This window comes from Calditrichia bacterium (genome assembly GCA_020634975.1).
GTDB lineage: Bacteria > Calditrichota > Calditrichia > RBG-13-44-9 > J075 > JACKAQ01.
Genome location: JACKAQ010000002.1, coordinates 216,358 through 240,345, shown reverse-complemented (window position 1 = coordinate 240,345; position 23,988 = coordinate 216,358). Strand labels below are relative to the sequence as shown.

Genomic DNA, 23,988 nt, shown 5'->3' with positions numbered 1-23,988 from the left:
TAAATGTCAATGAAGATTAAGATTTGCAGGTTTTCCCGCATCTCTTCACCGCGACGGCAGTTTTTTTGGATGAAACCAAATTATTTGGTATTTTTGAAATCGCGTTACGGCTCGATCTATTTCACAACCTAAAAAGAGGTTTTCATGACGATAGAATTTATCACGTTTCTGTTGGCATTTATCGGGTTTATCGGATTGGCAACAAATGCAATATATGCTTCTTTCGGAAAAAATCACCGCATGCTGATGATGATTACCGCCGTGATAATCACCATCCACGTGCTGATGGTTTGGGCGTTTCGCTACGAATGGCAATTTTCGCAGGCGACGCGCAACGGTTATGTGGGATTTTTGCTTTTCCACTCTGCGCTGTCGCTGATTATTGCATCAACAGCAATCGCCGCCGAACGGGCACGGGTGTTTATTATCATGGCTTTTTTGATTGTTGTAATGGGTGCTAACGGTGCGGTTTTTATTTACGATGTTGTGGCAATTTACCGCTATCCGGTGATCCTTATTTCGTTGAGCGGGTTGTTTTTTCTGAGCAAAAACGGTTACCAAAAGTATCTCCAAAACGTCTGATTTTTTTCCCAGCTTTTTGAAAATATTCAAAATTTTGCTATCCCCCCTGCCAAAGTGTTGTGTAACTTCGTCACATTTTTGATGAGCAAATTGTCTTGGTGTAGTTGCAACCATATCATTGCTGAAAGACTGATGATTCATTTTCACAATTGTGATGGCTTGCTACCCGAAGACAAAACTTTTTCGTATGTCATTGTTTTTTAAGGATGTTGAATGTCTGAAAAAAAGCTCGAACCCAAACTGATCACCGTGCTCCGCGAAGGCTACACATTTAGCCATTTCAGCAAAGATCTCACAGCCGGCGTCATCGTCGGAATTGTGGCATTGCCGTTGGCGATCGCATTTGCCATCGCTTCCGGCGTAAAACCCGAGCAGGGATTATACACAGCCATCATCGCCGGTTTTTTGATTTCCGCACTGAGCGGCAGCCGGGTACAGATCGGCGGACCGACCGGCGCATTTATCGTTATCGTTTACGGCATCGTTCAGCAATACGGATACGACGGGCTGGCGACAGCAACGCTTATCTCCGGAATTTTGTTGATTGCGATGGGTTTCGCGCGGCTGGGTGCGGTCATCAAATTTATCCCCTACCCCGTTACTGTCGGTTTCACAACCGGTATCGCGTTGATTATTTTTGCCGGACAAATCCGCGATTTTTTGGGATTGGACATCGCCACCGTTCCATCGGAATTCATTGAAAAATGGGTGGCATACGCCCATCACTTCGATTCATTTAATCCGGCGGCATTGGGATTGGGTGTGCTGACGATCGCCACTGTGCAACTTTTCCCGCGCGTTACGCGACTGGTTCCGGGTTCGCTGGTAGCCATTTTGGTGACTACCGCGTTGGTAAGCCTGTTCAATTTGCCGGTAGAAACCATCGGATCGCGCTTTGGCGAAGTGCCCACTTCGCTGCCGAAACCGCAATTGCCGAACATCAGTTTTGAGCTGATCGGGCAGATGTTTTCGCCGGCGCTGTCGATTGCGCTACTTGCGGGCATCGAATCGCTGCTGTCCGCGGTTGTCGCAGACGGGATGACCGGACGCCGCCACCGCTCGGATATGGAATTGATTGCGCAGGGCGTCGCTAATATTTTTTCGCCGATTTTCGGTGGCATTCCGGCAACCGGTGCCATCGCCCGCACTGCAACGAACATCAAAAATGGCGGCATCACACCAATTTCGGGAATCATTCATGCGATCACGCTGTTGCTGATTATGCTGTTTTTTGGCAAATGGGCGGCGCTCATCCCGATGCCCACACTCGCCGGAATTTTGATTGTCGTTTCGTACAACATGAGCGAATGGCATTTGTTTGTGAAACTCTTTCGCAGCCCCCGCAGCGATGTGCTGGTGCTCCTCGCTACATTTTTACTGACCGTATTGCTCGATTTAACCGTTGCGATTCAGGTTGGCGTGGTGCTCGCCGCGTTACTTTTTATGCGCCGAATGTCCGAAGTCACCAAAGTCGGATACGTCACCCGGCAAATGAATGACGAAGATGCGGCAGAGGAACCCATGGAAGATCAGGCCGGAATTCCCGACGGCGTGGAAATTTTCGAGGTCAACGGACCGTTCTTCTTCGGTGCGGCAGAGCGGTTCAAAAGTGCGTTGGGAGTGGTGCACCAAAAACCGCAGGTGCTCATTTTGCGAATGCGCCATGTCCTTTCCATCGACGCAACCGGGATAAAAGCGCTCGATGAAGTGATCGCAAAAACGCAGCGGGAAGGCACACATCTTATTCTTTCCGGCGTGCATACGCAGCCGTTGTTCGCGTTGGAAAAAATTGGTTTGGTGGATCAGATCGGGCGGGAAAATCTCTGCGAAAATCTGGATTCTTCAATCAAACGCGCCAAAAAAATTATTTCAACCGCAGCGCAACATTAGAAATCAGCAACTCTTTTCCCATCGCTGCGCCGTTCTGTTTGTAGTTGTTCATGCCGTACTGCAGTTCCCATTTCAGTTGGTGAAAATCGCTGAACAGATCGCAGATAAACGGGCTGTTGTCGTATGTGATCAGCCAATTGTGCGGACATTCGCGCATCGCTTTGGCAAAACGCTCGTGATCAAAATGCTGGTGCAGCGTGCCGCGTTTGCCATATAATTTGGATTGCGTTGCAGAAAAATACGGCGGATCGAGAAAAATAAACACGTTTTCGCCCGGTGATTCGAGCAAATCGAGATAATCGCCATGCGTAAAATGAATGCGCTCTACCAGCGGCGCAATTTTTTTGAGGCGCTCGATCGAGCTGTCAGTGAATCGCGATTGGAACGCCTGTTCAGAATAACCGCCGCTGTCCACCACTCCGGAAAATGTGATCCGGTTCAGCACAAAAAAATCGACAGCCCGCTCAAAATCGCTCATCTCTCCTTTGCGTTTTTCCATCAATTCGAAAAATAATTCCCGACCGTTATGCCTGTTTTTTTTGATGTTAGCGATCGATTTAACCAACGCCGCGAAGTCCGTTTTCAACGCATTCCAAAAACAGAACACATCAAAATTGAGATCGTTTGCCCAATATTTTGCAGCCGGAAATTGCTGCATCGTTGCAAACATAAATGAGCCGCCGCCAAAAAACGGTTCGCGAAATTCGTCAAATTCCGGCAAAAATTGATTCAAAAATTTGACCGCGCGGGATTTTCCGCCGGGATAACGCAATGGACTTCTGATCATTTATTCGCAATTCGCTGTTTTTTTCCCGAGCCAATCGACGGGATTTTTTTTGAAATTAAATTTCGGCGGTTTCGAAAAGCTCAGCCGCCAAAAACCATCACAACAGCCGTTCAATATCATCGGCGTAAACGACCTGTTTTTTACCGTGCAGATGCGCCAGTTTGGGTGGTCGAAAGCTCAGTTGGTGTATTTGCAAAACCGGATAAACAACGCAATTGTGTGAATTAAAGTCATCGCAAAGCACAAAGCACACCCAGGCATCCGGTTGATCGAGAATAATATCGCGGCGTTTCGGCGCATCCTGAAATGTCCACGACAGACCGTATTTTTTCGCGGCGGAAACCGATTGTGTTTTCACCGCCAGCCCAATTCCGTCGATCCGCAAATCGCAATCCCACGATTTTTGTTTGCCATCGTAAATTTGGTAATCCGGTCCGGTAACCTCGCAACCGTATTGGCGAAACACTTTACCAACCGCTTCTTCACCAATTTTGCTGATGAAATGATCGAGCAACACTTTCTCGCGAAAGGGCTGGTTGCTGTCGCGATAATCCACCGTATCGATTACCGATTCGGCAAATTGTCGTGCCCGTTCCATTTCGGCAGCGTCCAATTTAACGTGTTGTTTTAGCCCAAAAATTCGCATCTGCCTAACGTAAGCTGTTTGTTATCAACGCATTGCAACAACCCAAAATGTGATACCCATTGCCAATGCAGCCCCCGCAATCACGTCGCGCTGCCAATGTTTTTTGGCGTGGATTCGGGTGTAACCGGTAAACGCCGCCAAAATATAGGGCAAGAGCGCCCACATCCAACCGATTGAAAAATGAAAAAACGCCGCACCAAAAAACGCGCTGGAAGTGTGACCACTGGGAAAACTGAACGGTGCGCCGTTGGGTCGTCGTCCGAGTGGTGTAAAATTGAACAACCATTTTAGCAAAAATGTGCTGGCGGTTGTTAATCCGCCGGCGATCAGCCAATCCCACGCTGCGGTTTTATCGCCCTGCAACGCAACTGCCAGCAACGCACCCCAAGGCAGCAAATATTGCAAAATATCGCCAACATCTTCCAATTTGCTGATCGATACCGGCGACAATTTTTGTGAAATATCAAAAATATTAATCACGTTGCCCATCCGCATTAATAATGATTGAGAAATTGAATTGCGCGCTGCTCCGACCAATAAATGCCAGAGCTGTTGAATTGCACAAATCCCACATGACCGCCGTGTTTTGGCGTTTCGAGAAAAAAATATTCGTGGCGATTGGCAATTTTATAGGGAAAGCATTCCAGAGATAAAAACGGATCGTCCCGAGCGCTGACCAGCAGTGCGGGAATCCGGATTTCTTTGAGATAATACAGGCTGCTGCACTGTTGCCAATAATCTTCTGCATCGCGGAAACCATGCAATTTTGCAGTATAGCGATCGTCGAAATGTTTAAAATTTTTGATTTTTCGATAGCCGTCATCGTTGAGCTTGTCCGGAAACAACGCCGCTTTTTGGCGAATTTTTACGCGCAGCGATCGCAGAAACCGTCTCATGTAAAGCGCATTTCCCAATTTGTCCAGTTTATATGAGGAATTTTTGAGATCGCAAGGCACGGAAAAAGCAACCGCTCGCCCAATTTCCTGCGGCACTTCGCCGGATTTTTCACCGAGATATTTCAGGGTGATATTTCCGCCCATGCTAAACCCGACGAGATCAATTTTTTCATATTTGCCGAGTCCGCGAATATGGTTGATCACCGTTTCCAGATCGTCGCTGGAGCCGCTGTGATAAAATTGCGGCAACCGGTTCGGCTCACCGCTGCAACCGCGGAAATTCCACGCCGCCACATCCCAACCATGTTTGTTCAGCGCCCGAACCATTCCCAATACATAACTGCGTTGAGTGTGCCCTTCCAATCCGTGTGAAATAATCGCAACTTTCGACGATCCGATTCGCGACCAATCGATATCCAGATAATCGGCTTCCGGCGTGTTGATTCTTTCGCGCTCATATTTCACATCGCGTATTTTACGGAATAAGGATGGATAGATAGTTAACAAATGTGCACTGCGCATCAATGCCGGTGGTTTGTACAGGCTATTTTCAATATAAGGCATGGTTTTGGGAAGCTCTCATTTATGAATTTGGGTAACGAATTCTCGATTCGAAAGTGTAGATATTACATCGATTCTCCCGCAAAAAACCAACCACCGTCAGCCGGAATTGCCGGGCGAGTTCCACCGCAAGATTGGATGGCGCGCCAACTGCCGCAAAAATTTGTCCGCCGGCTCGCACCATTTTTTGGATCAGTTCGAAACCGCCGCGCCCGCTGACTAAAATTACGCCTTCCGGCAACGGCAATTTATTAGAAAACAACGCCACGCCAATCAGTTTATCCAACGCATTGTGCCGCCCGACATCCTCGCGGAGCCAGAGCAACTCACCGGTTGCACTGAAAAATCCGGCAGCGTGTAACCCGCCGGTGTGCCGGAATGCAGGTTGCGATAACTTCAGTTTTTCCGGCAAAGCCAACAGCATGTCCAAATCAACTTGTGGTACGGCTTCCGGCAACAACTCACAGCCGGTTGCCCGAACCGCTTCGATACTTGCTTTGCCGCAAATCCCGCAGCTGGAAGTGGTATAAAAATGGCGCTCCAACTGGTGTAAATCCGGAGATATATTCGGCGTAAGTTCAACACGAACAATATTTTGTGGATTCTCTTGTTGACCGGCATCGCGGCAATGGTCGATGCTCAAAATATCGCTTTTCTGATTGATGATGCCTTCGCCGAACAAAAATCCGGCTGCCAATTCCAGATCATTTCCGGGCGTGCGCATGGTTACGGCGATGCTTTTTTGCTGCCGGTTTTCCGGCTCGCCAAACCCGAGCCGAATTTCCAGCGGTTCTTCCACCACCAGCAAATCGTCTTCGGTGTGGAAATTGGTGCCATCAAATCGCCGAATCGCCACTGTGGCAACTTTTTCGGAACGCATTATTTCTCATCCTTTTGGCGCTCAACGACCTTCAGGGCTTCCCGTTTGCTCAAATTCGAAAGCGTTTTTTCGTGTGATTTTACAAAATTGATAACCCACTGCGAGTCGGTTTTGGAATATTCGCGGAGCACCCAGCCGATCGCTTTGCGAATAAAAAAATCCGTTTCCGGCGCGAGTAACTCAATCGTTTCCGAAAGCAACTTAATATTGGTGTGTTTTTTATGTTTGAGATGGGTCAGCAACGCCGCTCGGCGGGTCCACAAATTTTCTGCTATTCGCCATTGGATGAGATTTTCCTCAAATTCCCGGTGCTTTTGCACAATTGGACCAACGATTTTTCCTGCCAACCAATCGAGAGTGTCCCACCAATCGGCATCGTAAACCAGCTTTTCGTAAATATCAAAAGAATCTGCATTTAGATACGATTTGTATCGTTGGGCAACTTCGAGTGCCATGTATTTTTCTTCGCGAAATTCGCCGTTCCACAGCTCAAAAATAATGTCACGATAAATATCGCGACTTTCGATGGCATACACCTTCCGGGCAGATTTGATGATATCCTCACGAACAGGGCTGGCAATTCCCAAAAACGGCTGGATATTTTTCATATACGCCGCCATCGGCTCCGCACGCACCATATCGCGCCGCGCCATCATTTCCGAACGTAAATGTTTGATCAACGGATGTTGCATGTTTATTTACCAAAGAAAAACAAATAACCGATGAACAGACCCGCAACAACGCCGGCAAAATCTGCCAGCAATCCGGCAGGCACTGCATAACGGGTTTTTCTGATGTTCACCGAGCCAAAATAGACCGCTAAAATATAAAATGTGGTTTCGGTTGCACCACGGAAAATGCTCGAAAGCCGCGCCACAAACGAGTCCGGGCCAAAAGTTTTCATGATTTCCAGGTTCATTGCCCGGGCGGCGCTGCCGCTCAATGGTTTCATAAGTGCGGTTGGCAGTGCTTCCACAAAATCGCTGTTAACATCAAATAAACCAACAACTTTGCCGATGCCGCCGATTATATATTCCAATGCACCCGAAGCGCGAAAAACGCCGATTGCAACCAAAATTGCCACCAAATATGGAATAATTTGCACTGCAATATTGAAACCCTCTTTCGCGCCATCGATGAACGCTTCGTACACATTTACTTTTCGCCAAAACGCCAGCCCGATAAATCCGCAAATAATGGTATACATGAGCAAACTTGCGGCAACGTTGGAAATTTGGGCAATTTCTTCCTGACTGATTGTTGAGAAATAATAAATTATCCCGAAAATTACGGCGGTTGCACCGCCGAGATAGGATAAAATCACCGGATCGATGAGGTTGATGCGCTGATACAACGCAACGGAAACAAGCCCGACAAGCGTGCTAAAAAATGTTGCTAGCATAATCGGGATAAACACATCGGTGGGATTTGTCGCGCCGACAACCGAGCGGTCGATGAGAATTGTCAGTGGAATCAGCGATAGCCCGGAAGTGTTCAGCACCAAAAACATGATTTGCGCGTTCGATGCGGTATCTTTTTCGGGATTCAGCTCGTGCATTTCTTTCATGGTTTTTAACCCGAGCGGTGTTGCGGCGTTGTCTAATCCGAGCATATTTGCCGCGAAATTCATGATCATCGAGCCAATTGCCGGGTGATCACGGGGAATTTCGGGAAATAATCGCGCGAAAAACGGGCCAATCAGCCGGGAAAGAATGCGAATCACACCGCCCTCTTCCCCGATTTTCATGATACCGAGCCACAGCGCCATCACTCCGGTCAAATAAATTGCCAGCTCAAATCCGGTTTTTGCCATATCAAATGTCGAAGCGATCATATTTGGAAACACGTCGACATCGCCTAAAAAAATCAATTTGATAAGTCCGACAACAAATGAGATGAGAAAAAAGGCGATCCAGATATAATTAAGTGCCATTTCTGCCTTCCGTTTGAAGATGAATGAGCGACAAAATACGGTTTTCGCCGGATAAATTCAACACGAAAGCCAGACTATTAGCGGATAAAAAATCTAGCGTTGAAATAAATTGTTGAGGGGAAGCTTTTTTACGAATCTGATTGCTGTACAGCAATGACCATCGCGGCCTTACAAATTTATTCCAGTGGGTTCGATCGAATTTACATTTGGCACGGAAACGTCTTCCATGCAAAGATAAACTTTGTGGGGCTGAATGCCTGCGTCGATGCAAATTTGCCGAACAGTGTGTAAAATATGCAGCCGCATCGGGCGATTGTAGCGCACTTTTCCATCCATTCCCTTTACGAATTCTGCAGCCAGCAAATCTGATTCCGGGTAGTTGCGGGAAAATTCCAGATAGCTGTCTTTCGAAAATCGCACTACGCCCAGCGAAATATATTCGATGAGGTTTTCGGGGATATTTTTGGCAATTTCTGTCATCATGTCGCGATAGTCGTTGGCAAAATTTTCGGTATAAACGATTGGATCGAGATGTAACCCGAGCCGGAATTTTCGCTCCGCGAGCGTGCTCAATGCCTTCATTCGTGCGGAAAGCGATGGCGTTTTCCGGTCGTATTTTCGCGATGCTTCAGCAGGAGACATTGAGTAGGTAAGCACAATATTTTCAATGGGTTGTAAATCCATAATCGACTTAATATTTACAGATTTCGTGCGCAATTCCAACTTTGCATTGGGCATTTCTGCGAAAGCATCCCAATACTGTTCCCATTCGCGGGTAATGTGGCTGAGCGCCAGCGAATCGCTGAATTCACCGGCATGAAACCAGACCATTTCGTTGGCGGAATGAGCTCCGGCAACTGCGCGGATTTCTGAGATAATTTCATCGTGATTTACAAACATCACCAAATCCGGTGAATGAAAATAGCCCTGCAAATAGCAATATTCACATTCGTAAATGCAGTTGTAAGCGTGCACAAAATAATAATGCGGCTCGCCGGAAACACCGTATGCCTCCGGTGCAGGCTTTACCAACTGCCCTTCTTTTTTTCCGATAAATAAATTCAGCGCGTCGCGTTTTTGCAGATATGGCTTCCGGGCACGTTCAAAAACATCTTCAACTTTCGCGATTTCGTGAATTGGCGATTTCGCAAACGCCGCAATTACCCGCTGCGTTTGCGGATGCTGCAAGACCTGTTGTTCGATGAAAATTTTATCAATTCGCATTTTTATCGCCATTTATTAACGAAGGTTCGACATTTTCCGTTTCCGGTTGCGGTTCGATTTCGGAAAAATCGCCATTGAGCAATCGCTGAACAGCCGGAAAATCGAAAGATTCCAGCGCTGTGCGGAACGCTTGCAAATGGCGCGGATGCCCGAATTTTGCAGTTACCTCGATGCTGTCGTCTTCAAAATCACGCGCAAATTTGATTCGTGCACCGGCGTTTTCCAACGGTTCGCAAAGCGATTTCAGACGTTGTTTCAACAGCGCGTTAAACGGATTGAGCATATCGTTCAACGATTCAATCAACAGCGCGGTGCGCTGTTTCGGCGATATGTCAAAATGGGCAATTTTTGCAATGCCGGCTTTTTCCAAAATTTCAATTTCTGCAATACGGTGCTTTAGGCAAAGCGATTGCATCATGTTTTCAATTTGTTTGCGCTGCGAAAATGTCACATGAAATTGCTCGGGAAAGGTAAATTCGTATTTTTCTGCAAATCCGGATTCCGAATTTGGCATTATTTTTTCGGCAAAGCTGAACAATTTTTCGCTGAAAACCGCTGCATTTTCCGCGATCGGGGCACAATCATTCTCCACGGCGGGCACATCGCTGATCAACTTAAATGAGCGGAACGGCAGCCGGAACATTTTGCAAATCGAGGCAATTCCCCAAAGCTCGCGATCAACAATTGGCGCAAACGGCAATAATTTCCGGGCAAATTCGCCGTCGCGAACCCTGCGACTGGCGCTGATGCAATCGATTGTCGCAGTTGCATCGGCAGATGTAAATGTCTGGAAAACGGCTTCGCCGGAAAGTTCACCGTAAGCCGTTCGGATAGAATAATAATCGCCAATCGACAGCCGTTCGTCCAGAGCACCTGCAATCCCGAAATTGAGTACTTCGCAAATTTGGTCGCGAAAGGCACCGCAAACGGCGGCGGTTTTTGCAGTGGCATTTTGCATGCCTTCACCGCAAATCAGCAGGAGCGCATCGCTTTGTTCGAACATCTCTGCAAACGGAAAATCGACCCGAGACATTTGCCAATTTTTGATAAACATTTGCGCTTCGCCGCGATGCGCCATCACCAACAACGGTTTTGTGACGCCGTTTTTCCGGCGGTTTTCGGGCAATATTTTTCCCTTTTTCGATTCCATCGTCAAATATAACCACTCTTTTCTGGTGTTCAAAAACGATTGTTTTGCGGTTGCGAATCGTGATTCTGCAAATAAAAAAAGGCGTCCGTAAACCGGACGCCTCATGTTGCGTTCAATTTCAATTGAGCAGCTATTCCATTCGGATCAGTAAATCATTTTTCTCCACAGCTTGCTGCGGTTTGACCAAAATTTCAGCCACTTTTCCGCTGTCGTGTGCGCGGAGTTCATTTTCCATTTTCATTGCTTCCATCACCAATAATGGTTGTCCGGGTTGCACTTCGTCGCCGGGTTTTACATCGACCCGCAAAATCATGCCGGGCATCGGCGCTTTCACATCGCCGGAACGCTCGTCCTGCTCCGCTGCACCGAACATCTCCGCTTCCAGCTTTTGGCGGGGATCCAGCACGCGCACTTTCGCTTCGCGATGGCTGATGTTCAGCAAATAATCCTGTTTTTCCGGCTTCGCCTGAACAAGGTATGACTGGTGATCGATAACAATCGAATAATAGTGATTTTCCAGCGCGGTAATTTGCACATCACGGGTCGATTTTCCATTGCTGATTTTCAGATGATCATCGTTTACAGCAACTTCCATCGGCTGGAAACCATCGTCTTTTTTTATGAAATATTTCATCATTTTGGCCTCACTCATTTGATCATTTGCAGTTTCCAGGTTGAAGCGGGCGGCAACTGTTTGGCGTGCGCCACTCCGTTTTGGGGCATTTTTTGGGCGTCGCGATGATGCGCAACCGCAACTGCGATCACTTCCGCAATTTCCGGGTCGATTGCTGATTTGGATTGCAATTCAGCCCAATAATTATCCACAAATTTTGTCGTGAAACTGCCGTCGATAAAACTCGGGTGATCGAGCACCAGCAAACAAAACGGGATGGTCGTTTTGATGCCTTCGATCTGGAATTCCTCCAACGCACGTTTCATGCGTTTTATGGCGCTGTTGCGATCTTCTGCCCAGACGATCAATTTGCCGGCCATCGGATCGTAATATCTTGATATTTCTGAATTTGCGGCAATCCCGCTGTCCACCCGAACACCCGGGCCTTCCGGCAATTTTAGATGGGTAATTTTTCCGGTGGTCGGCACAAAATTATTGAACACGTCTTCTGCGTTAATCCGGCATTCGAACGCCCAACCGCGCGGTTTCAAATCTTCCTGTACAAATGGTAGCGGGCTGCCTTCGGCAACTTCGATTTGCAATTTGACCAAATCGAGCCCCATCACCATTTCCGTAACGGGATGTTCTACTTGCAAGCGGGTGTTCATTTCCAGAAAATAGAATTCGCCGTTATCAAACAAAAATTCAACCGTTCCCGCGTTGCGATAATTACAGGCTTTAGCAGCCTGCACGGCAACATTGCCCATCGCTTCGCGGATCTCCGGCGTCAGTGCCATTGAAGGGCATTCTTCGATGACCTTTTGGTGGCGACGTTGGACGGAGCAGTCGCGTTCCCACAAATGCACGGCGTTACCGTGATTGTCCGCGATAATCTGGAATTCGATGTGTTTGGGATTTTCAATAAATTTTTCGATGTAAATGGTGTCATCGCCAAAAGCTTTGAGCGCTTCGCCTCGGGCGGCTTCAAATGCACGCGCCAGTTCTGCTGATTTGCGAACGGTGCGCATTCCTTTTCCGCCACCACCGGCAGCGGCTTTGATCAGCACCGGATATCCGCCGAGCTGCTCAACTAATTTTTCCGCTGCGGCAACGGTTTCTACGGATTCTCGGGCACCGGGAACCACCGGAACACCGGCGTCCATCATCCGTTTACGCGATTCCGTTTTGCTGCCCATCAAGTGAATTGTGTCCGGTAACGGTCCGATAAAAATCAGCCCGCTGTCCATCACGCGTTTCGCAAATTCCCGGTTTTCTGCCAAAAACCCATAACCGGGATGAATCGCATCTGCACCGGCCATTTTCGCGACATCGATGATGGTGTCCATTTTCAAATAGCTTTCGGATGCGACCGCAGGACCGATGCAATACGCTTCGTCGGCAGCAAGCACATGCGGCGCGCGCCGGTCTGCTTCGGAAAATACGGCAACGGAAGTAATACCCATTTCACGGCACGTTCGCATAACGCGAACGGCAATTTCACCCCTGTTGGCAATTAACACCTTTTGTATTTTTGCCATGTTTGCCCCCATTTCGGTTGGAAATTGCTCAACCGATTCGCACATCCCGGGTAAAGGAGTGCAGTTCAGCAATTTCGGATTCGGTTTTGTGATTCGGTAAAATCAGCATCAACAGTGACCGATGCGTTTTGTCCAATTTAACAGATTCGATGGAAAATTCAAGTTTATTTCGACTACCGAAAGCCTCCAACCTTCCCTTTGAACGCCGGTACAAATAAACAACCTTGCGTTCCAACGATGATCTCAAAGCCAATTGATCCATATACCCCAAATGCAGCACTTCTTTGGTGTGCAGATGTTGCAAAACTACCGGAACCAAACTGTTGGTGTTAAAAATAACTTCCTGATTGTCCGGTAACGCATAGGTTTTTCGCTGCTTTTCGTGATCAGTATCCCTGTTTCGTTTCAAGAAATTCATATATCGATCGTCTCCGGAAGTATTCAATAAGAACCGTTACTCACTGCCTGCTCGTCAGTTTTTTCTTGCAGATACGGCAAAATCATCTCAACCATCACATCAATTTGCGAACGCATTTTTTTGGAAAAACAACTGGGATTGGAAGTCATGCAGGTTTCATTATAACATGCTTCCAGCGGTTCGCGGCAATATTGTTTGTGATAATAATTGGGAATCGGCTCGAGGCGAGCGGTCACCGCTTCTCTGGTGAGCGGTTGGTCATTTGTCATACTGGAGAGATAAATAATCTGATCGGTCAAATAATTCCGCAGATCCTGCATTTGGTGTGCGGATAACCCGTCGAATACTTCGGGAAGCGTTTCCGGGGCTTCGATCAAACGCACCATCACAGCTGTTTTGGTGAGTGCGCTCAATTTTCGTTTCTGCAATTTGCCAAGCATTGCCACTCCTTTCAAGAATTAGCATCAAACTGGTAAACCCGGGTTACGCAGATGGCATCGTGCCAGGCAGCTTGTCCCTCCCGGGCTGCAATTAAAAACCCAAAACCCAAAGAAAATATTGAAATTAGATACCCGATCCACCGGCAAAACGACCGGGCAAATCCCGGTTTCTGTTCATGTTGGGTTGTCACAACCAGCTTTTTGAACATTTTTCCCGGTGTTTGTCCGTAAATAGCTGTAAAAACGGTGTAATATAAAGCATATCCGACCCACAACAGCGGCGAAGGGTAGTTAACAAACACATTACTTCCAAACGGCGAATCAATTGTAAAATATGCGCCGCCCCACCAAAAATCCGAAAAGCTATTCACATGCGCATCGGCAACCTGCAACAGGTAAACCGGTATAAATGGCATTGCCCAAACACTGTAAACTTCACCTTTGCTAAAGATAAAAAATATCAAACCACAAAAAAGGCCTAAAATAATTCCATCGATCAACTGGGCAATAAGACGATCCTTAAATTCCGCCGGAACCAGATTGTATTGTTGTCGATTCGCAAAATGATAGCGATGAATGATTCCGGTAGTCATTTCGTAGATCGGGATAAGTTATCTATTTTATTGATTTTCAGTACCGACAATTGCAAATTAGCCGTTTCATAAAAACAAATCAAGAGCAAATGCGCATAATCAATCGAATACAAAAATCATCCGCAAACGGAATTTGTCCGGAAATCGAACTGGACAATATCCGGCATAAATTAAGTCACAAACTTACACCATTTTTTGGTGAAATTCGCCAATATTCATCACAAAACGATTTTTTTCGCTCTGATTTATATCGCAATCTCAGTGAAGAAATTCATCGTGTGGAAAATGGGTTGGATTGGGAAAATAATTTCGAGCGCGAACCGGAGCGCGATTGGCTGCGAGTTACCGCATGGAATATTGAGCGTGGGATCAATTTGCAAGGGATCATCCATTTGCTGAAAAATCATCCGGTTTTGAGGGAATCGGACGTGCTGTTGTTGACCGAAACCGACATCGGGATGAGCAGAAGCGGCAACAAAAATGTGCCGGAGGAAATTTCGCGAGCGTTGAAAATGAATTACGTTTTTGCCAACTCGTTTATCGAGCTCACCAAAGGTGATGTTGGCGAACAGCATTTCGAGGGTGAAAACACCCTATCGCTGCATGGCTGTGCGGTGCTTTCGCGTTTTCCAATCCTCTCCTGCCGAACACCGATGCTGCACAAAGTAGAAGATGAATTCCGGGCATACGAAAAGCGGTTGGGACATCGCCGAGGATTAATTTGCAGCATTCGCGCCGGAAAAACCGTCTTCGACGCCGCAACCGTGCATCTCGATTTGCGAACCTCCGCCAAACAGCGGGCATTACAACTAAAATCGATGTTGTCCGAAATGATGCAATCGCAACATTTAAAGCAAATTATCGGTGGCGATTTAAACACCCACACATACAACATGCAAACCAAATTAAAACTGTTTGGCAGCTTCGTTTACAAATGTTTGTTCACCGGCGTTCACGGAGCGATCAAGCATTACAACATTCCGGGGGAATTTTTTGAGCAACCGGTAGCAAAAGCGTTTGCAAATTTCGGCTTCGATTACTCGCATTTCAATGAGCCGTTGACGGGCACTCTGGTTTACGATTTTCACGAAACGACCATCCAAAAAAAGATGGATAAATACGCTTCCGTAAAATTGCAGAATTGGTTATCGAATCGTTTGAAGCCGTTTGAAGGAAGAGTGCCAATCAGGCTGGATTGGCTGGCGGGAAAAAACATCAATCCGCTGCGGGCGATATCGCCGTTTGCGGTTGACGGACATCCATCTGTTTTGCCGAAATTTAATGGGTTGCGGGTTTCAGATCACTTGCCGATTTGCGTCGATTTACCGATCTGATCGCTTGCGATTGCGATCAGGCATTCTGAATTTCAAATGCTTTTACGGTATTTTTCAACAACAGCGCAATGGTCATGGGGCCGACGCCGCCGGGAACCGGTGTAATAAAACTGGCGATTTCTGACACTTCATCAAACGCCACATCGCCAACCAGTTTGTAGCCTTTTTCTGTTTCGGGCGCATCCACGCGATTGATTCCCACATCGATAACCACTGCACCGGGTTTCACCATATTTTTTTTCACAAATTCCGGAACACCAATTGCAGCAACCAGAATATCCGCTTCGCGGGTCAACGCTGCAATATCTTTCGCACGGGAATGCGCGACAGTGACAATTGCGTTGGCGCCTTTTGCTTTTTGGACGAGAAGATTCGCCAGCGGTTTGCCAACGATGTTGCTGCGTCCCAAAATGACCACATGTTGGCCTGCCGGATCGATCTGATAGCGATGCAACAATTCCACAATTCCGGCGGGTGTGCAGGGATCAAATACCGACATCCCAATCACCAATCGCCCAACGTTGAACGGGTGAAAACAATCCACATCCTTTTCCGGGCGAATTGCCTCGATCACTTTTTGCTCATCGATATGTCCCGGCAACGGCAACTGAACCAGAATGCCGTTCCACTCTGGATCGTTATTTAGCCGGTCAATCACCGAAAGCAATTTTTCCTCGGAAATATCATCCGCGTAACGTTCGGTTATGGCACGTATACCCGCTTTTTCGGCCGCTTTGCCTTTGCTGCGCACATACACTTCCGATGCAGGATTATTACCAACCAAAACAACAGCCAAACCGGGTGTTTTGCCACCGGAAGACAGCGCTTCTACTTTTGATTTCAATTCATTCCGCACGAATTCTGCGGTTTCTTTCCCGTCAATTCTTTTAGCCGGCATTATTGAACTCCTCTTTCGTGAAATTCAGCCGCTCGATGTGCGACGCTTTTCCGGTTGTTTCATCAACATCGATGATTAATCCGTTCAACCGTATTTTACTTTTTGCAACCGCATAATAAACATGCGATGTCAACATAAACCGCTCAATTGCCCGCTGCACTTCCATCCCGATTACGGAATCTTCCGGGCCGGACATACCTGCATCTGTAATGTATGCACAGCCTTTTGGCAACACGCGTTCATCGGCGGTTTGGACATGGGTATGTGTGCCGACAACGGCGCTCACGCTGCCATCGAGAAACCAGCCAAGCGCTACTTTTTCGGCGCTGGCTTCCGCATGAAAATCCACAAAAATGATGGGCGTTTCACTGCGAAGCCGTTTGACTTCTTTTTCAGCTGCGCGAAACGGGCAATCAATTGAATACATAAAACTGCGTCCCTGTAGGTTCATCACCGCTACTTTGGCACCGTTTGCGGCTTGAAAAACATGCGAGCCGACACCAACGTTTCCGGGTGGATAATTTAGCGGACGCAACAAATAACCGCTAAAATCGATCAGCACATCGCGTTTTCGGGGTTCCCAAATATGGTTTCCGGAGGTGAGGCAATCGACGCCGACTTCCTGCAGGCGCTTAATTTGTTTAACGGTAATCCCTTTGCCTTTGTCAGCATTTTCACCGTTTACTATCGTAAAATCAACTTTGTATCGTTGCCGGATTCGAGGAATTAAATCACCAACCAGCCCGACGGCTTCTTCGCCGACAAGGTCTGCAATAAATAATATTCTCATGGATTCAATCTGTTTTAAAAATTTCCGGACGACTGCCAATTATCACTGTCAGTCGTCCGGTATTCATATTTGATATCTGCGGATTAGGTTGCAAAATTATAGGCGCGGAACTCGCGGATCACGGTCACTTTTATTTGACCGGGAAATTCAACTTGCAGTTGAATTTGTTTGGCAATATTTCGGGCAAGCTCGCGTGCTTTGGCGTCGTCAAGATGCGATGTATCAGCAATTACCCGTATTTCTCGACCCGCTTGAATCGCGTATGCCCGCTGAACGCCGGTAAATTCTGCGGCGATATTTTCCAGTTGTTCCATTCGCTTGATGAATGATTCCAGCGATTCACGCCGGGCACCCGGACGGTTTGCCGATATTTCGTCGCATGCCATCACAATAATCGTGTAAACGTTGGTTACATCGCGCTCGTTGTGATGGGCTTCTGCGGCATTAACAACATATTCATGCTCGTTATATTTTCGTAACCAGTCGGCGCCGAGCTTTGCGTGATTGGCGTCGGCGTGATTATCCAGCCCTTTTCCGATATCGTGCATAATTCCGGCGCGACGCGCCAAACGCGCATCGATACCCAATTCTGCAGCGATGATGCCGCACAAATGCGCAACTTCAACCGAATGAGCCAGAACATTTTGTCCGTATGAAGTCCGGTATTGCAATTTCCCCACAATCTCCGTCAACTCCGGGGCAACACCGTGAATGCCAAGTTCGAGAAGGGTTTGCTCACCAATTTCGCGAACCGATTCTTTCATTTCTTCTTCGGTTTTCTCTTTTACTTCTTCGATACGCGCGGGGTGAATCCTGCCGTCGTGAATCAATTTTTCCAAACACCGTTTGGCAATTTCCCGCCGGTAGGAATTGTAGGAAGACAACACAACGATATCCGGAGTATCATCGATAATGACATCCACACCTGTTGTTAATTCGAATGCACGAATATTTCGGCCTTCGCGTCCGATGATTCTTCCCTTCATATCATCATTTGGCAACTCCACAACTGAAACCGTAGCTTCAACCGATTGTTGAGCTGCAATTTGCTGAATCGCCTGAATGATAATTTCCTGCGCTTTCCGCCGTGCTTCCAATCGCGATTGCTCCAAAATAGTATGAGCAACGCGTTGCCCTTCTTCTTCTGCGGCTGCCCGCATTTCCGAAACAATCAGTTCACGTGCCTGTTCACGGTTGAGACCGGATATTTCTTCCAATTTTTGTGTCTGTTCATTCAACTTTTGCGCTAATTCAGTGGATTTCTCTCGTAGTTCTCGCTGTTCGCCACGAAGCTGATCTTCCAACTTCAGTAATTCTATCTCTTTTTTACTGACAATTTCGGCCTTACGATCGATTTCCAATTCCTTTTGGTCGAGCGATTTTTCCGTATCTTTCAGACCGTCGCGTCGTTTTTCGTACTCAAGTTCCAGTTTTTGTTTTAGTTCAAAAATTTCTTCTTCAGCTTCAAACAACTTTTCTTTTTTTAAAGATTCGACTTCTTTATGCGAATCAGCCAAAATTGCAGTTGCTTGTTGTTGCGCATTCAGTAATGTTTTATTGGAAGTTGATTTCAGATATAAAAATATTCCGGCTCCGCCCAAAACAATACCAATTACCAACGCCAGGGCTATGAGCATTTGTTCGTTTCCTCCGTTTATTTCCGTCGTTTCTGTTGTCGCTTGAATTTCAGTAATTTTGGGTCAACTTAAAAACTGAATTTTGTCGCCATTCAAACAAAAACATAAAAATAATATCAGTTTTTAAGTTAAGCCAAAAATAAGAAATAATCTGTTCATATGCGAACACGAACTTTTTAAAATAAAAAACCCTGCAGAGTTCCAGCGGATTTGAGAAGAACCTTCCAATTTTACACAGTGGGTGCCTGCCTAAACGATTCATGCTGCCTTCTAACGAGGAAGGTTTGCAATAGGCGTATAGAGTCAAACTCCCAATATAATAGTGTTGGTTCTTCCAAATACGACACCAGAACCGGTGCAGGGATTTTTTTAATTGCTATTTATCGAATCACTTAAAACTTCATCAATCGTATCGGAAACATCTTTGCTTTGCTTTTCGTACAGCTCCAATTGCCCGATCAATTTTGCATATTTTTCGCGCAATTCCAAAAGTTCTTCTGATATATTCAGGGCTGCCAATACCGCAATTTTTGTTGGGGATTTAACAGCCGATTTGATCGTAAACGTACGAATTTTGTCATTGACATACTTGGCAATTGCTGCAACGTGTTCGGGATTTTTGTCGGATTTTAGAAGGTAAGTATCTCCCGATATTTCAACTTTTATAGAATGCAGATCTCTGTCTTTGCTCATTTTAGATTCCCAAATACGCTTTCGGACCCCGCTAACTTTCAATATTTTCAAGTTTGACCATAAGCCGTTCAACCTTGTTTTTGATTAGCTTCTCTCTCTCCTTCAGCAGTTTGTTTTCTTTTTTCAGGTGGCTCAATTCTTTGTCATTCGTTTCGCTATCATCCGGATTGGTTTTCGGATGTCGCTGTATTTCAGCTATTTTTTTTTTCAGTAAAGTATTTTCAGCCTTAAGATTTTCAACCAATTTCAGCAAAGCGTCGACTTTGTTGAACAAGCGATCCATAGTTGTTTCTTCTGGCTGAGGCATATATCAGGTTCTTAATTTTGCATCATGCAATTTAGTCACTGCATTTAAAATTTTATCAAAAACAGTGTTAACTTCTTGTTCTGTAAGCGTTTTTTCGTTCGATTGAAATATCAACCGAAATGCAACACTTTTCAACCCTGATTCAATTTGTTTTCCGGCATAAACATCAAATACAGAGGTATCTTTTAGCAACTTTCCACCAGATTTCTGAATGGTTTGCAACACATCTCCTGTTTGAATGTCGTTTGCCAAAATGAGTGCCAAATCGCGTTCGACAAACGGGTAACGGGGCAGATCCTGATATTGGAAAGTTTTACCGTAACTTTCGAAAAGCGTTTCAAGATTTAGCTGCGCAACAAACACCGGATGTTCAATGTCATAATACTTTTGGATCGATTTTCCTAGCTTACCGAGAAAACCAACCTCCCGATTTCCCAGATTTAATTTGACACTTTGTGTTTCCACCAATGGGTTATCATACGGAATAAATGCAAAGTTGTCAAGCGAAATCTTGTCACCCAAAAACTCCACAAATCCTTTAATATCATAGAAATTATACTCATCAGATGATGCCAGCCAGTTGTCGCCTTCACGCTTGCCGCTGAGTATTATTGCCAGATGTAACTCTTCTCTTGCCCGTTCCACGAGCGATCCGGGATGGTGAAAAACCCGGCTGATTTCAAAAATTGCCAGGTCGCGACGCTGGCGATACAAGTTGTGACGAACAACGTTCAGCAAACCGGGAATCAGGTTGTTACGCAACCCGTCTAAATCCGCATTTAAGGGATTGAGCACAGTGTAAATCGGATCACCGGTCAATTTGGTATATTCTTCAGAATTGATCAAACTATTGGTCACAACTTCCTGCAATCCGGTGCCAGTCAAAATATCTTTTACAGTATCCACAAAATCATCAAAGGGATTTGACAGACGTCGGTAGGCAACTGGCGTCGATACCACTTCTTCGATATTTTCGTAACCGTAAAGCCGGGCAACTTCTTCTGCGATGTCCGCAACGCGCTCCAAATCGGGCCGGAAGGTTGGTGCAATCACCTGATTTCCATTTTTTGTAATTTCTATTTTTTCAAGAAGTTGCGTCATCAAGCCAGCATCGAGGTTAGTGCCGAGCAAGCGGTTGATTTTATGAACATCGAGTTCAATTGTTGCGGGATGAACGGGATTCGGATATTCATCCACTGCGCCGGTTGAAGCTTCTCCTCCAGCGTACGCGATCAGCAATTCCGTTGCCCGGGAAAGGGCGTGCAGCGTTCCGTTGGGATCGACACCGCGTTCAAATCGCATTGAGGCTTCGGAATTCATTCCTAAATAACGCAGGCTCCGCTGGATATTTTCCGGGTGAAAATAGGCAGCTTCCAACAAAATATTAGTGGTTTTGGCATTTACTTCGGAATTTAAACCACCCATAATGCCACCCAAAGCGACCGGTTTTTCCGCATCGCAAATGAGCACGGTACCAGCCTGCAGTTTGTGGGTTTTGTCATCCAGTGTTACAAATTTTTCACCTTTTTGAGATTCTCGGACAATGATTTGCCCATCGGCAACCAAATCGTAATCAAACGCGTGCAACGGCTGCCCCGTTTCCAACATGACGTAATTGGTAATATCCACAACGTTATTGATCGGACGCATTCCGACGGCGTCAAGCCTGCGCTGCATCCATTCCGGAGATGGGCTCAATTTTACATTTCTAATCAAACGCGCCGCGTATCGCGGACAAGTTTCCGGACAGTCGATTCGGACCGAAATGTTTTCTGCCGTTTTTTCTGTTGATTCATGAAATTTTGGTGTCGGGATGTGTAGTTGTTTACCGCAAATCGCCGCAACTTCGCGGGCGATGCCAATATGGTTCAATCCATCCGGACGATTGGGCGTTACGCCGATATCCAGAATGTAATCCGTTTCATAATTGAGCGCTTTCGCCAACGGCGTACCGGCTACCAGATTGTCATTTTGCACCCATATACCGTCAGATTTTTCAGCCAGCCCCAATTCTTCCTGCGAACAAATCATCCCGTGGGATGCGATATCTCGAATTTTGGCTTTGCGAATTGTTAGCCCGATCGGCAGTGTTGCGCCTATTTTGGCAACGATGACGGTTTGTCCCGCAGCAACATTCGGTGCACCGCAAATAATGGACAGTGGTTCGCCATCTGCAACATCAACGCTGCACACAGAAAGCTTGTCTGCATTCGGATGTTTTTCTCTGCTCAATACTTTTCCGATAACAATACCGGGAATGTCCAAACTTTGCGTTTTTACTTCGTCAACTTCGAAGCCCACCAAACTCAATCGCTCTGCCAGAGTTTCGGCGTCCATCTCAATATCGACGAATTCTTTAAGCCAATTGTATGAAATTTTCATTTAAATCACGTTTGTTTTTTTGAGTCGAACAAGTGTATAAACTATTGTTTAAAATGCGCTTAAAGCATCAAAACTGTTCTAAAAAACGCATATCGTTATCAAAGAACAGGCGAATATCTTTTAGCGAATATTTGAGCATTGCAATGCGATCAATTCCCATTCCAAATGCCCAGCCGGTATATTTTTCAGGATCGACATTGGCCATTTCGAGCACATTCGGGTCAACCATTCCACAGCCCATAATTTCCAGCCAGCGACCGCCGCGAGCGGATTCCCACCAAATATCCACTTCTGCGCTCGGTTCTGTAAACGGGAAAAAGCTTGGGCGAAAGCGAACTTTTGTTTCCTCGCCAAACATTTCACGGGCAAAGGTTGCCAAAATGGCTTTCAAATCGCCCATGCTTACACCTTCGTCGATATACAATCCCTCAACCTGGTGAAAAACCGGTGAGTGACTGGCATCCGGCGTATCGCGTCGATACACCCTGCCCGGCGCAATAATACGAATTGGCGGTTTGTTAGCATGCATCGTGCGAATCTGAACCGGCGAAGTGTGGGTTCGCAACAGCAATTCCGCACTCACATAAAACGTATCCTGCATCGATCGCGCAGGATGTAATTTGGGCGTATTTAGCGATTCAAAGTTGAGATAATCCGATTCAACTTCCGGCCCTTCCGCGATGCTGAAGCCCATTCGTCCAAAAATTTGTTTGATTTCGCGGGCAATCTGGGTCAGCGGGTGCAACCGCCCGACCCGAGGTTTGCGTCCCGGTAAACTCAGGTCGATGGATGCTGTTTTGGGTGTGCTGTCGGCTTGTTCGGTTTTTTCTTTCAACGCAGTTTCAACTTCGTCGCGCAATTCGTTTAGCAATTTTCCGAAAGCGGGTCTTTCATCGGCTGAAACTTTGCCCATCAATTTGAACAACCCGGTTACGGAACCTTTTCTTCCCAAATATTTTACGCGCAGTGCTTCCAGCGAATTAGCGTCGTTTGCAGACTGGATTTCTCTTAAAAATTGATCCCGAACTTCTGATACTTGATTTTTCATGGTGTTATTTTCAAGAATTTAGTGCAAAAATAAATGCCGTCAACTGGGCATCTCCCGGTGTAAAAAAAATAGGAACCAAACCTGAACAGCTCGATTCCTATTTTGTTTTTTTATCAAAATCAGCGAATGGCTCAGGCAGCTGTCTGATCGACCAACGCTTTAAAACCTTCCGGATCGTGCATGGCCATTTGTGCCAAAGCTTTACGATCCAGTTCAACATTAATCGCGCTCAAACCGTGCATAAATTGCGAATAAGTTGTGCCATTCAAACGGCATGCAGCGTTGATACGGGCAATCCACAAACTGCGGAAACTCCGTTTTTTCTGGCGACGATCGCGATAGGCATATTGCAATCCTTTTTCGACCGTATCTTTTGCGGTACGATACAGGTTGCTTTTGCTCAGGCGATAGCCTTTCGCCATTTTCATTACTTTTTTGTGTCGCTTACGTGCTGCGACATTATTTTTTGCTCTTGGCATGATTAATTTCTCCGTTACAATAATCGTTACATCTTGAATTCATAAAAAACCGCCGAAGCCAGATTAGCTAGCCAGCAACATTTCCTTTACACGCGGCACATCCGAATCGTGGACGTATTTGTATTTGCGAAGATCGCGCTTACGCTTCGTGCTTTTTTTGGTCAGAATATGGCTTTTGTAATTTCGGCGATGCTTAACTTTCCCGCTGGCGGTCAATTTGAAACGCTTTTTCGCGCCGCGGTTGGATTTCATTTTAGGCATCGTGTAAT

Annotated in this window: 26 protein-coding genes and 1 other RNA gene; 3 read left to right on the top strand and 24 right to left on the bottom strand. The window is 46.4% G+C overall.

The window, feature by feature from the left end; all coding sequences use genetic code 11:
* Positions 1-144: 144 nt before the first annotated feature.
* The gene (locus H6629_15315) at positions 145-582 is read left to right on the top strand and encodes a hypothetical protein (GenBank protein MCB9069164.1); all 438 of its coding nucleotides are present in this window, start codon (positions 145-147) and stop codon (positions 580-582) included.
* Between the two features lie 213 nt (positions 583-795).
* Positions 796-2,472: a sulfate permease gene (sulP, locus tag H6629_15310; protein MCB9069163.1), complete on the top strand. Its 1,677-nt coding sequence runs from the start codon at positions 796-798 to the stop codon at positions 2,470-2,472.
* Here the strand turns inward: sulP and H6629_15305 are convergent.
* The 14 genes from H6629_15305 to H6629_15240 form a co-directional block, all read right to left on the bottom strand.
* Positions 2,447-3,259, bottom strand: a complete 813-nt coding sequence (locus H6629_15305) for a DNA adenine methylase (protein ID MCB9069162.1) — start codon at positions 3,257-3,259, stop codon at positions 2,447-2,449. The two genes, sulP and H6629_15305, sit on opposite strands and share 26 nt — an antisense overlap.
* 97 nt (positions 3,260-3,356) lie before the next feature.
* A complete protein-coding gene (locus tag H6629_15300; GenBank protein MCB9069161.1) occupies positions 3,357-3,857 on the bottom strand; it encodes a hypothetical protein in 501 nt (166 codons plus the stop codon).
* A 72-nt stretch (positions 3,858-3,929) separates the two neighbouring features.
* Entirely contained in the window at positions 3,930-4,385 is a 456-nt protein-coding gene (locus H6629_15295; protein MCB9069160.1) for a phosphatase PAP2 family protein, read from the bottom strand.
* A gap of 14 nt (positions 4,386-4,399) precedes the next feature.
* Positions 4,400-5,365 (bottom strand): alpha/beta fold hydrolase, encoded by a 966-nt coding sequence (locus H6629_15290; GenBank protein ID MCB9069159.1) that lies wholly within the window; start codon positions 5,363-5,365, stop codon positions 4,400-4,402.
* 19 nt (positions 5,366-5,384) lie between these two features.
* Entirely contained in the window at positions 5,385-6,242 is an 858-nt protein-coding gene (gene fdhD, locus H6629_15285) for a formate dehydrogenase accessory sulfurtransferase FdhD (GenBank protein MCB9069158.1), read from the bottom strand.
* Positions 6,242-6,934 carry a DNA alkylation repair protein gene (locus H6629_15280; GenBank protein MCB9069157.1) on the bottom strand — a complete coding sequence of 231 codons (693 nt, stop codon included), beginning with the start codon at positions 6,932-6,934 and terminating at the stop codon, positions 6,242-6,244. Before H6629_15280 ends, fdhD begins: the two co-directional genes overlap by 1 nt.
* Before the next feature lie 2 nt (positions 6,935-6,936).
* Positions 6,937-8,175: a hypothetical protein gene (locus tag H6629_15275; GenBank protein MCB9069156.1), complete on the bottom strand. Its 1,239-nt coding sequence runs from the start codon at positions 8,173-8,175 to the stop codon at positions 6,937-6,939.
* A 168-nt stretch (positions 8,176-8,343) separates the two neighbouring features.
* A complete protein-coding gene (locus H6629_15270) occupies positions 8,344-9,399 on the bottom strand; it encodes a hypothetical protein (protein MCB9069155.1) in 1,056 nt (351 codons plus the stop codon).
* Positions 9,389-10,654: a hypothetical protein gene (locus H6629_15265; protein ID MCB9069154.1), complete on the bottom strand. Its 1,266-nt coding sequence runs from the start codon at positions 10,652-10,654 to the stop codon at positions 9,389-9,391. Before H6629_15265 ends, H6629_15270 begins: the two co-directional genes overlap by 11 nt.
* Positions 10,655-10,679: 25 nt before the next feature.
* Positions 10,680-11,186, bottom strand: a complete 507-nt coding sequence (locus H6629_15260) for an acetyl-CoA carboxylase biotin carboxyl carrier protein subunit (GenBank protein MCB9069153.1) — start codon at positions 11,184-11,186, stop codon at positions 10,680-10,682.
* Positions 11,187-11,197: 11 nt separating this feature from the next.
* Positions 11,198-12,700, bottom strand: coding sequence for an acetyl-CoA carboxylase biotin carboxylase subunit (gene accC, locus H6629_15255; GenBank protein ID MCB9069152.1), 1,503 nt, complete (start codon positions 12,698-12,700; stop codon positions 11,198-11,200).
* 28 nt (positions 12,701-12,728) lie between these two features.
* Positions 12,729-13,118: a hypothetical protein gene (locus tag H6629_15250; protein ID MCB9069151.1), complete on the bottom strand. Its 390-nt coding sequence runs from the start codon at positions 13,116-13,118 to the stop codon at positions 12,729-12,731.
* Between the two features lie 23 nt (positions 13,119-13,141).
* Positions 13,142-13,558, bottom strand: a complete 417-nt coding sequence (locus H6629_15245) for a hypothetical protein (protein MCB9069150.1) — start codon at positions 13,556-13,558, stop codon at positions 13,142-13,144.
* Positions 13,559-13,569: 11 nt separating this feature from the next.
* Entirely contained in the window at positions 13,570-14,151 is a 582-nt protein-coding gene (locus H6629_15240) for an RDD family protein (protein ID MCB9069149.1), read from the bottom strand.
* A gap of 89 nt (positions 14,152-14,240) precedes the next feature.
* On the opposite strand from H6629_15240, the gene H6629_15235 reads away from it, so the two are divergent.
* Complete coding sequence (locus H6629_15235; protein ID MCB9069148.1) at positions 14,241-15,485, top strand: endonuclease/exonuclease/phosphatase family protein; 1,245 nt, start codon at positions 14,241-14,243, stop codon at positions 15,483-15,485.
* Between the two features lie 16 nt (positions 15,486-15,501).
* Here H6629_15235 and folD read toward each other — a convergent pair whose 3' ends face one another.
* The 10 genes from folD to rpmI form a co-directional block, all read right to left on the bottom strand.
* Complete coding sequence (folD, locus tag H6629_15230) at positions 15,502-16,383, bottom strand: bifunctional methylenetetrahydrofolate dehydrogenase/methenyltetrahydrofolate cyclohydrolase FolD (GenBank protein MCB9069147.1); 882 nt, start codon at positions 16,381-16,383, stop codon at positions 15,502-15,504.
* Positions 16,373-17,173, bottom strand: a complete 801-nt coding sequence (locus H6629_15225) for a TIGR00282 family metallophosphoesterase (GenBank protein ID MCB9069146.1) — start codon at positions 17,171-17,173, stop codon at positions 16,373-16,375. Before H6629_15225 ends, folD begins: the two co-directional genes overlap by 11 nt.
* An 83-nt stretch (positions 17,174-17,256) precedes the next feature.
* Positions 17,257-18,810, bottom strand: a complete 1,554-nt coding sequence (gene rny, locus H6629_15220) for a ribonuclease Y (GenBank protein MCB9069145.1) — start codon at positions 18,808-18,810, stop codon at positions 17,257-17,259.
* 184 nt (positions 18,811-18,994) lie between these two features.
* Positions 18,995-19,177: non-coding RNA, 6S RNA (gene ssrS / locus H6629_15215), on the bottom strand.
* A 2-nt stretch (positions 19,178-19,179) separates the two neighbouring features.
* Positions 19,180-19,503, bottom strand: coding sequence for a cell division protein ZapA (locus H6629_15210; GenBank protein ID MCB9069144.1), 324 nt, complete (start codon positions 19,501-19,503; stop codon positions 19,180-19,182).
* Between the two features lie 31 nt (positions 19,504-19,534).
* Positions 19,535-19,810 (bottom strand): hypothetical protein, encoded by a 276-nt coding sequence (locus H6629_15205; GenBank protein MCB9069143.1) that lies wholly within the window; start codon positions 19,808-19,810, stop codon positions 19,535-19,537.
* 3 nt (positions 19,811-19,813) lie between these two features.
* Positions 19,814-22,192, bottom strand: coding sequence for a phenylalanine--tRNA ligase subunit beta (locus tag H6629_15200; protein MCB9069142.1), 2,379 nt, complete (start codon positions 22,190-22,192; stop codon positions 19,814-19,816).
* 67 nt (positions 22,193-22,259) lie between these two features.
* On the bottom strand, positions 22,260-23,240 hold the full coding sequence (gene pheS / locus H6629_15195; GenBank protein ID MCB9069141.1) for a phenylalanine--tRNA ligase subunit alpha: 981 nt from the start codon (positions 23,238-23,240) through the stop codon (positions 22,260-22,262).
* 131 nt (positions 23,241-23,371) lie between these two features.
* Positions 23,372-23,719 carry a 50S ribosomal protein L20 gene (gene rplT, locus H6629_15190; GenBank protein MCB9069140.1) on the bottom strand — a complete coding sequence of 116 codons (348 nt, stop codon included), beginning with the start codon at positions 23,717-23,719 and terminating at the stop codon, positions 23,372-23,374.
* Between the two features lie 63 nt (positions 23,720-23,782).
* Positions 23,783-23,980 (bottom strand): 50S ribosomal protein L35, encoded by a 198-nt coding sequence (gene rpmI / locus H6629_15185; protein ID MCB9069139.1) that lies wholly within the window; start codon positions 23,978-23,980, stop codon positions 23,783-23,785.
* Positions 23,981-23,988 lie beyond the last annotated feature (8 nt).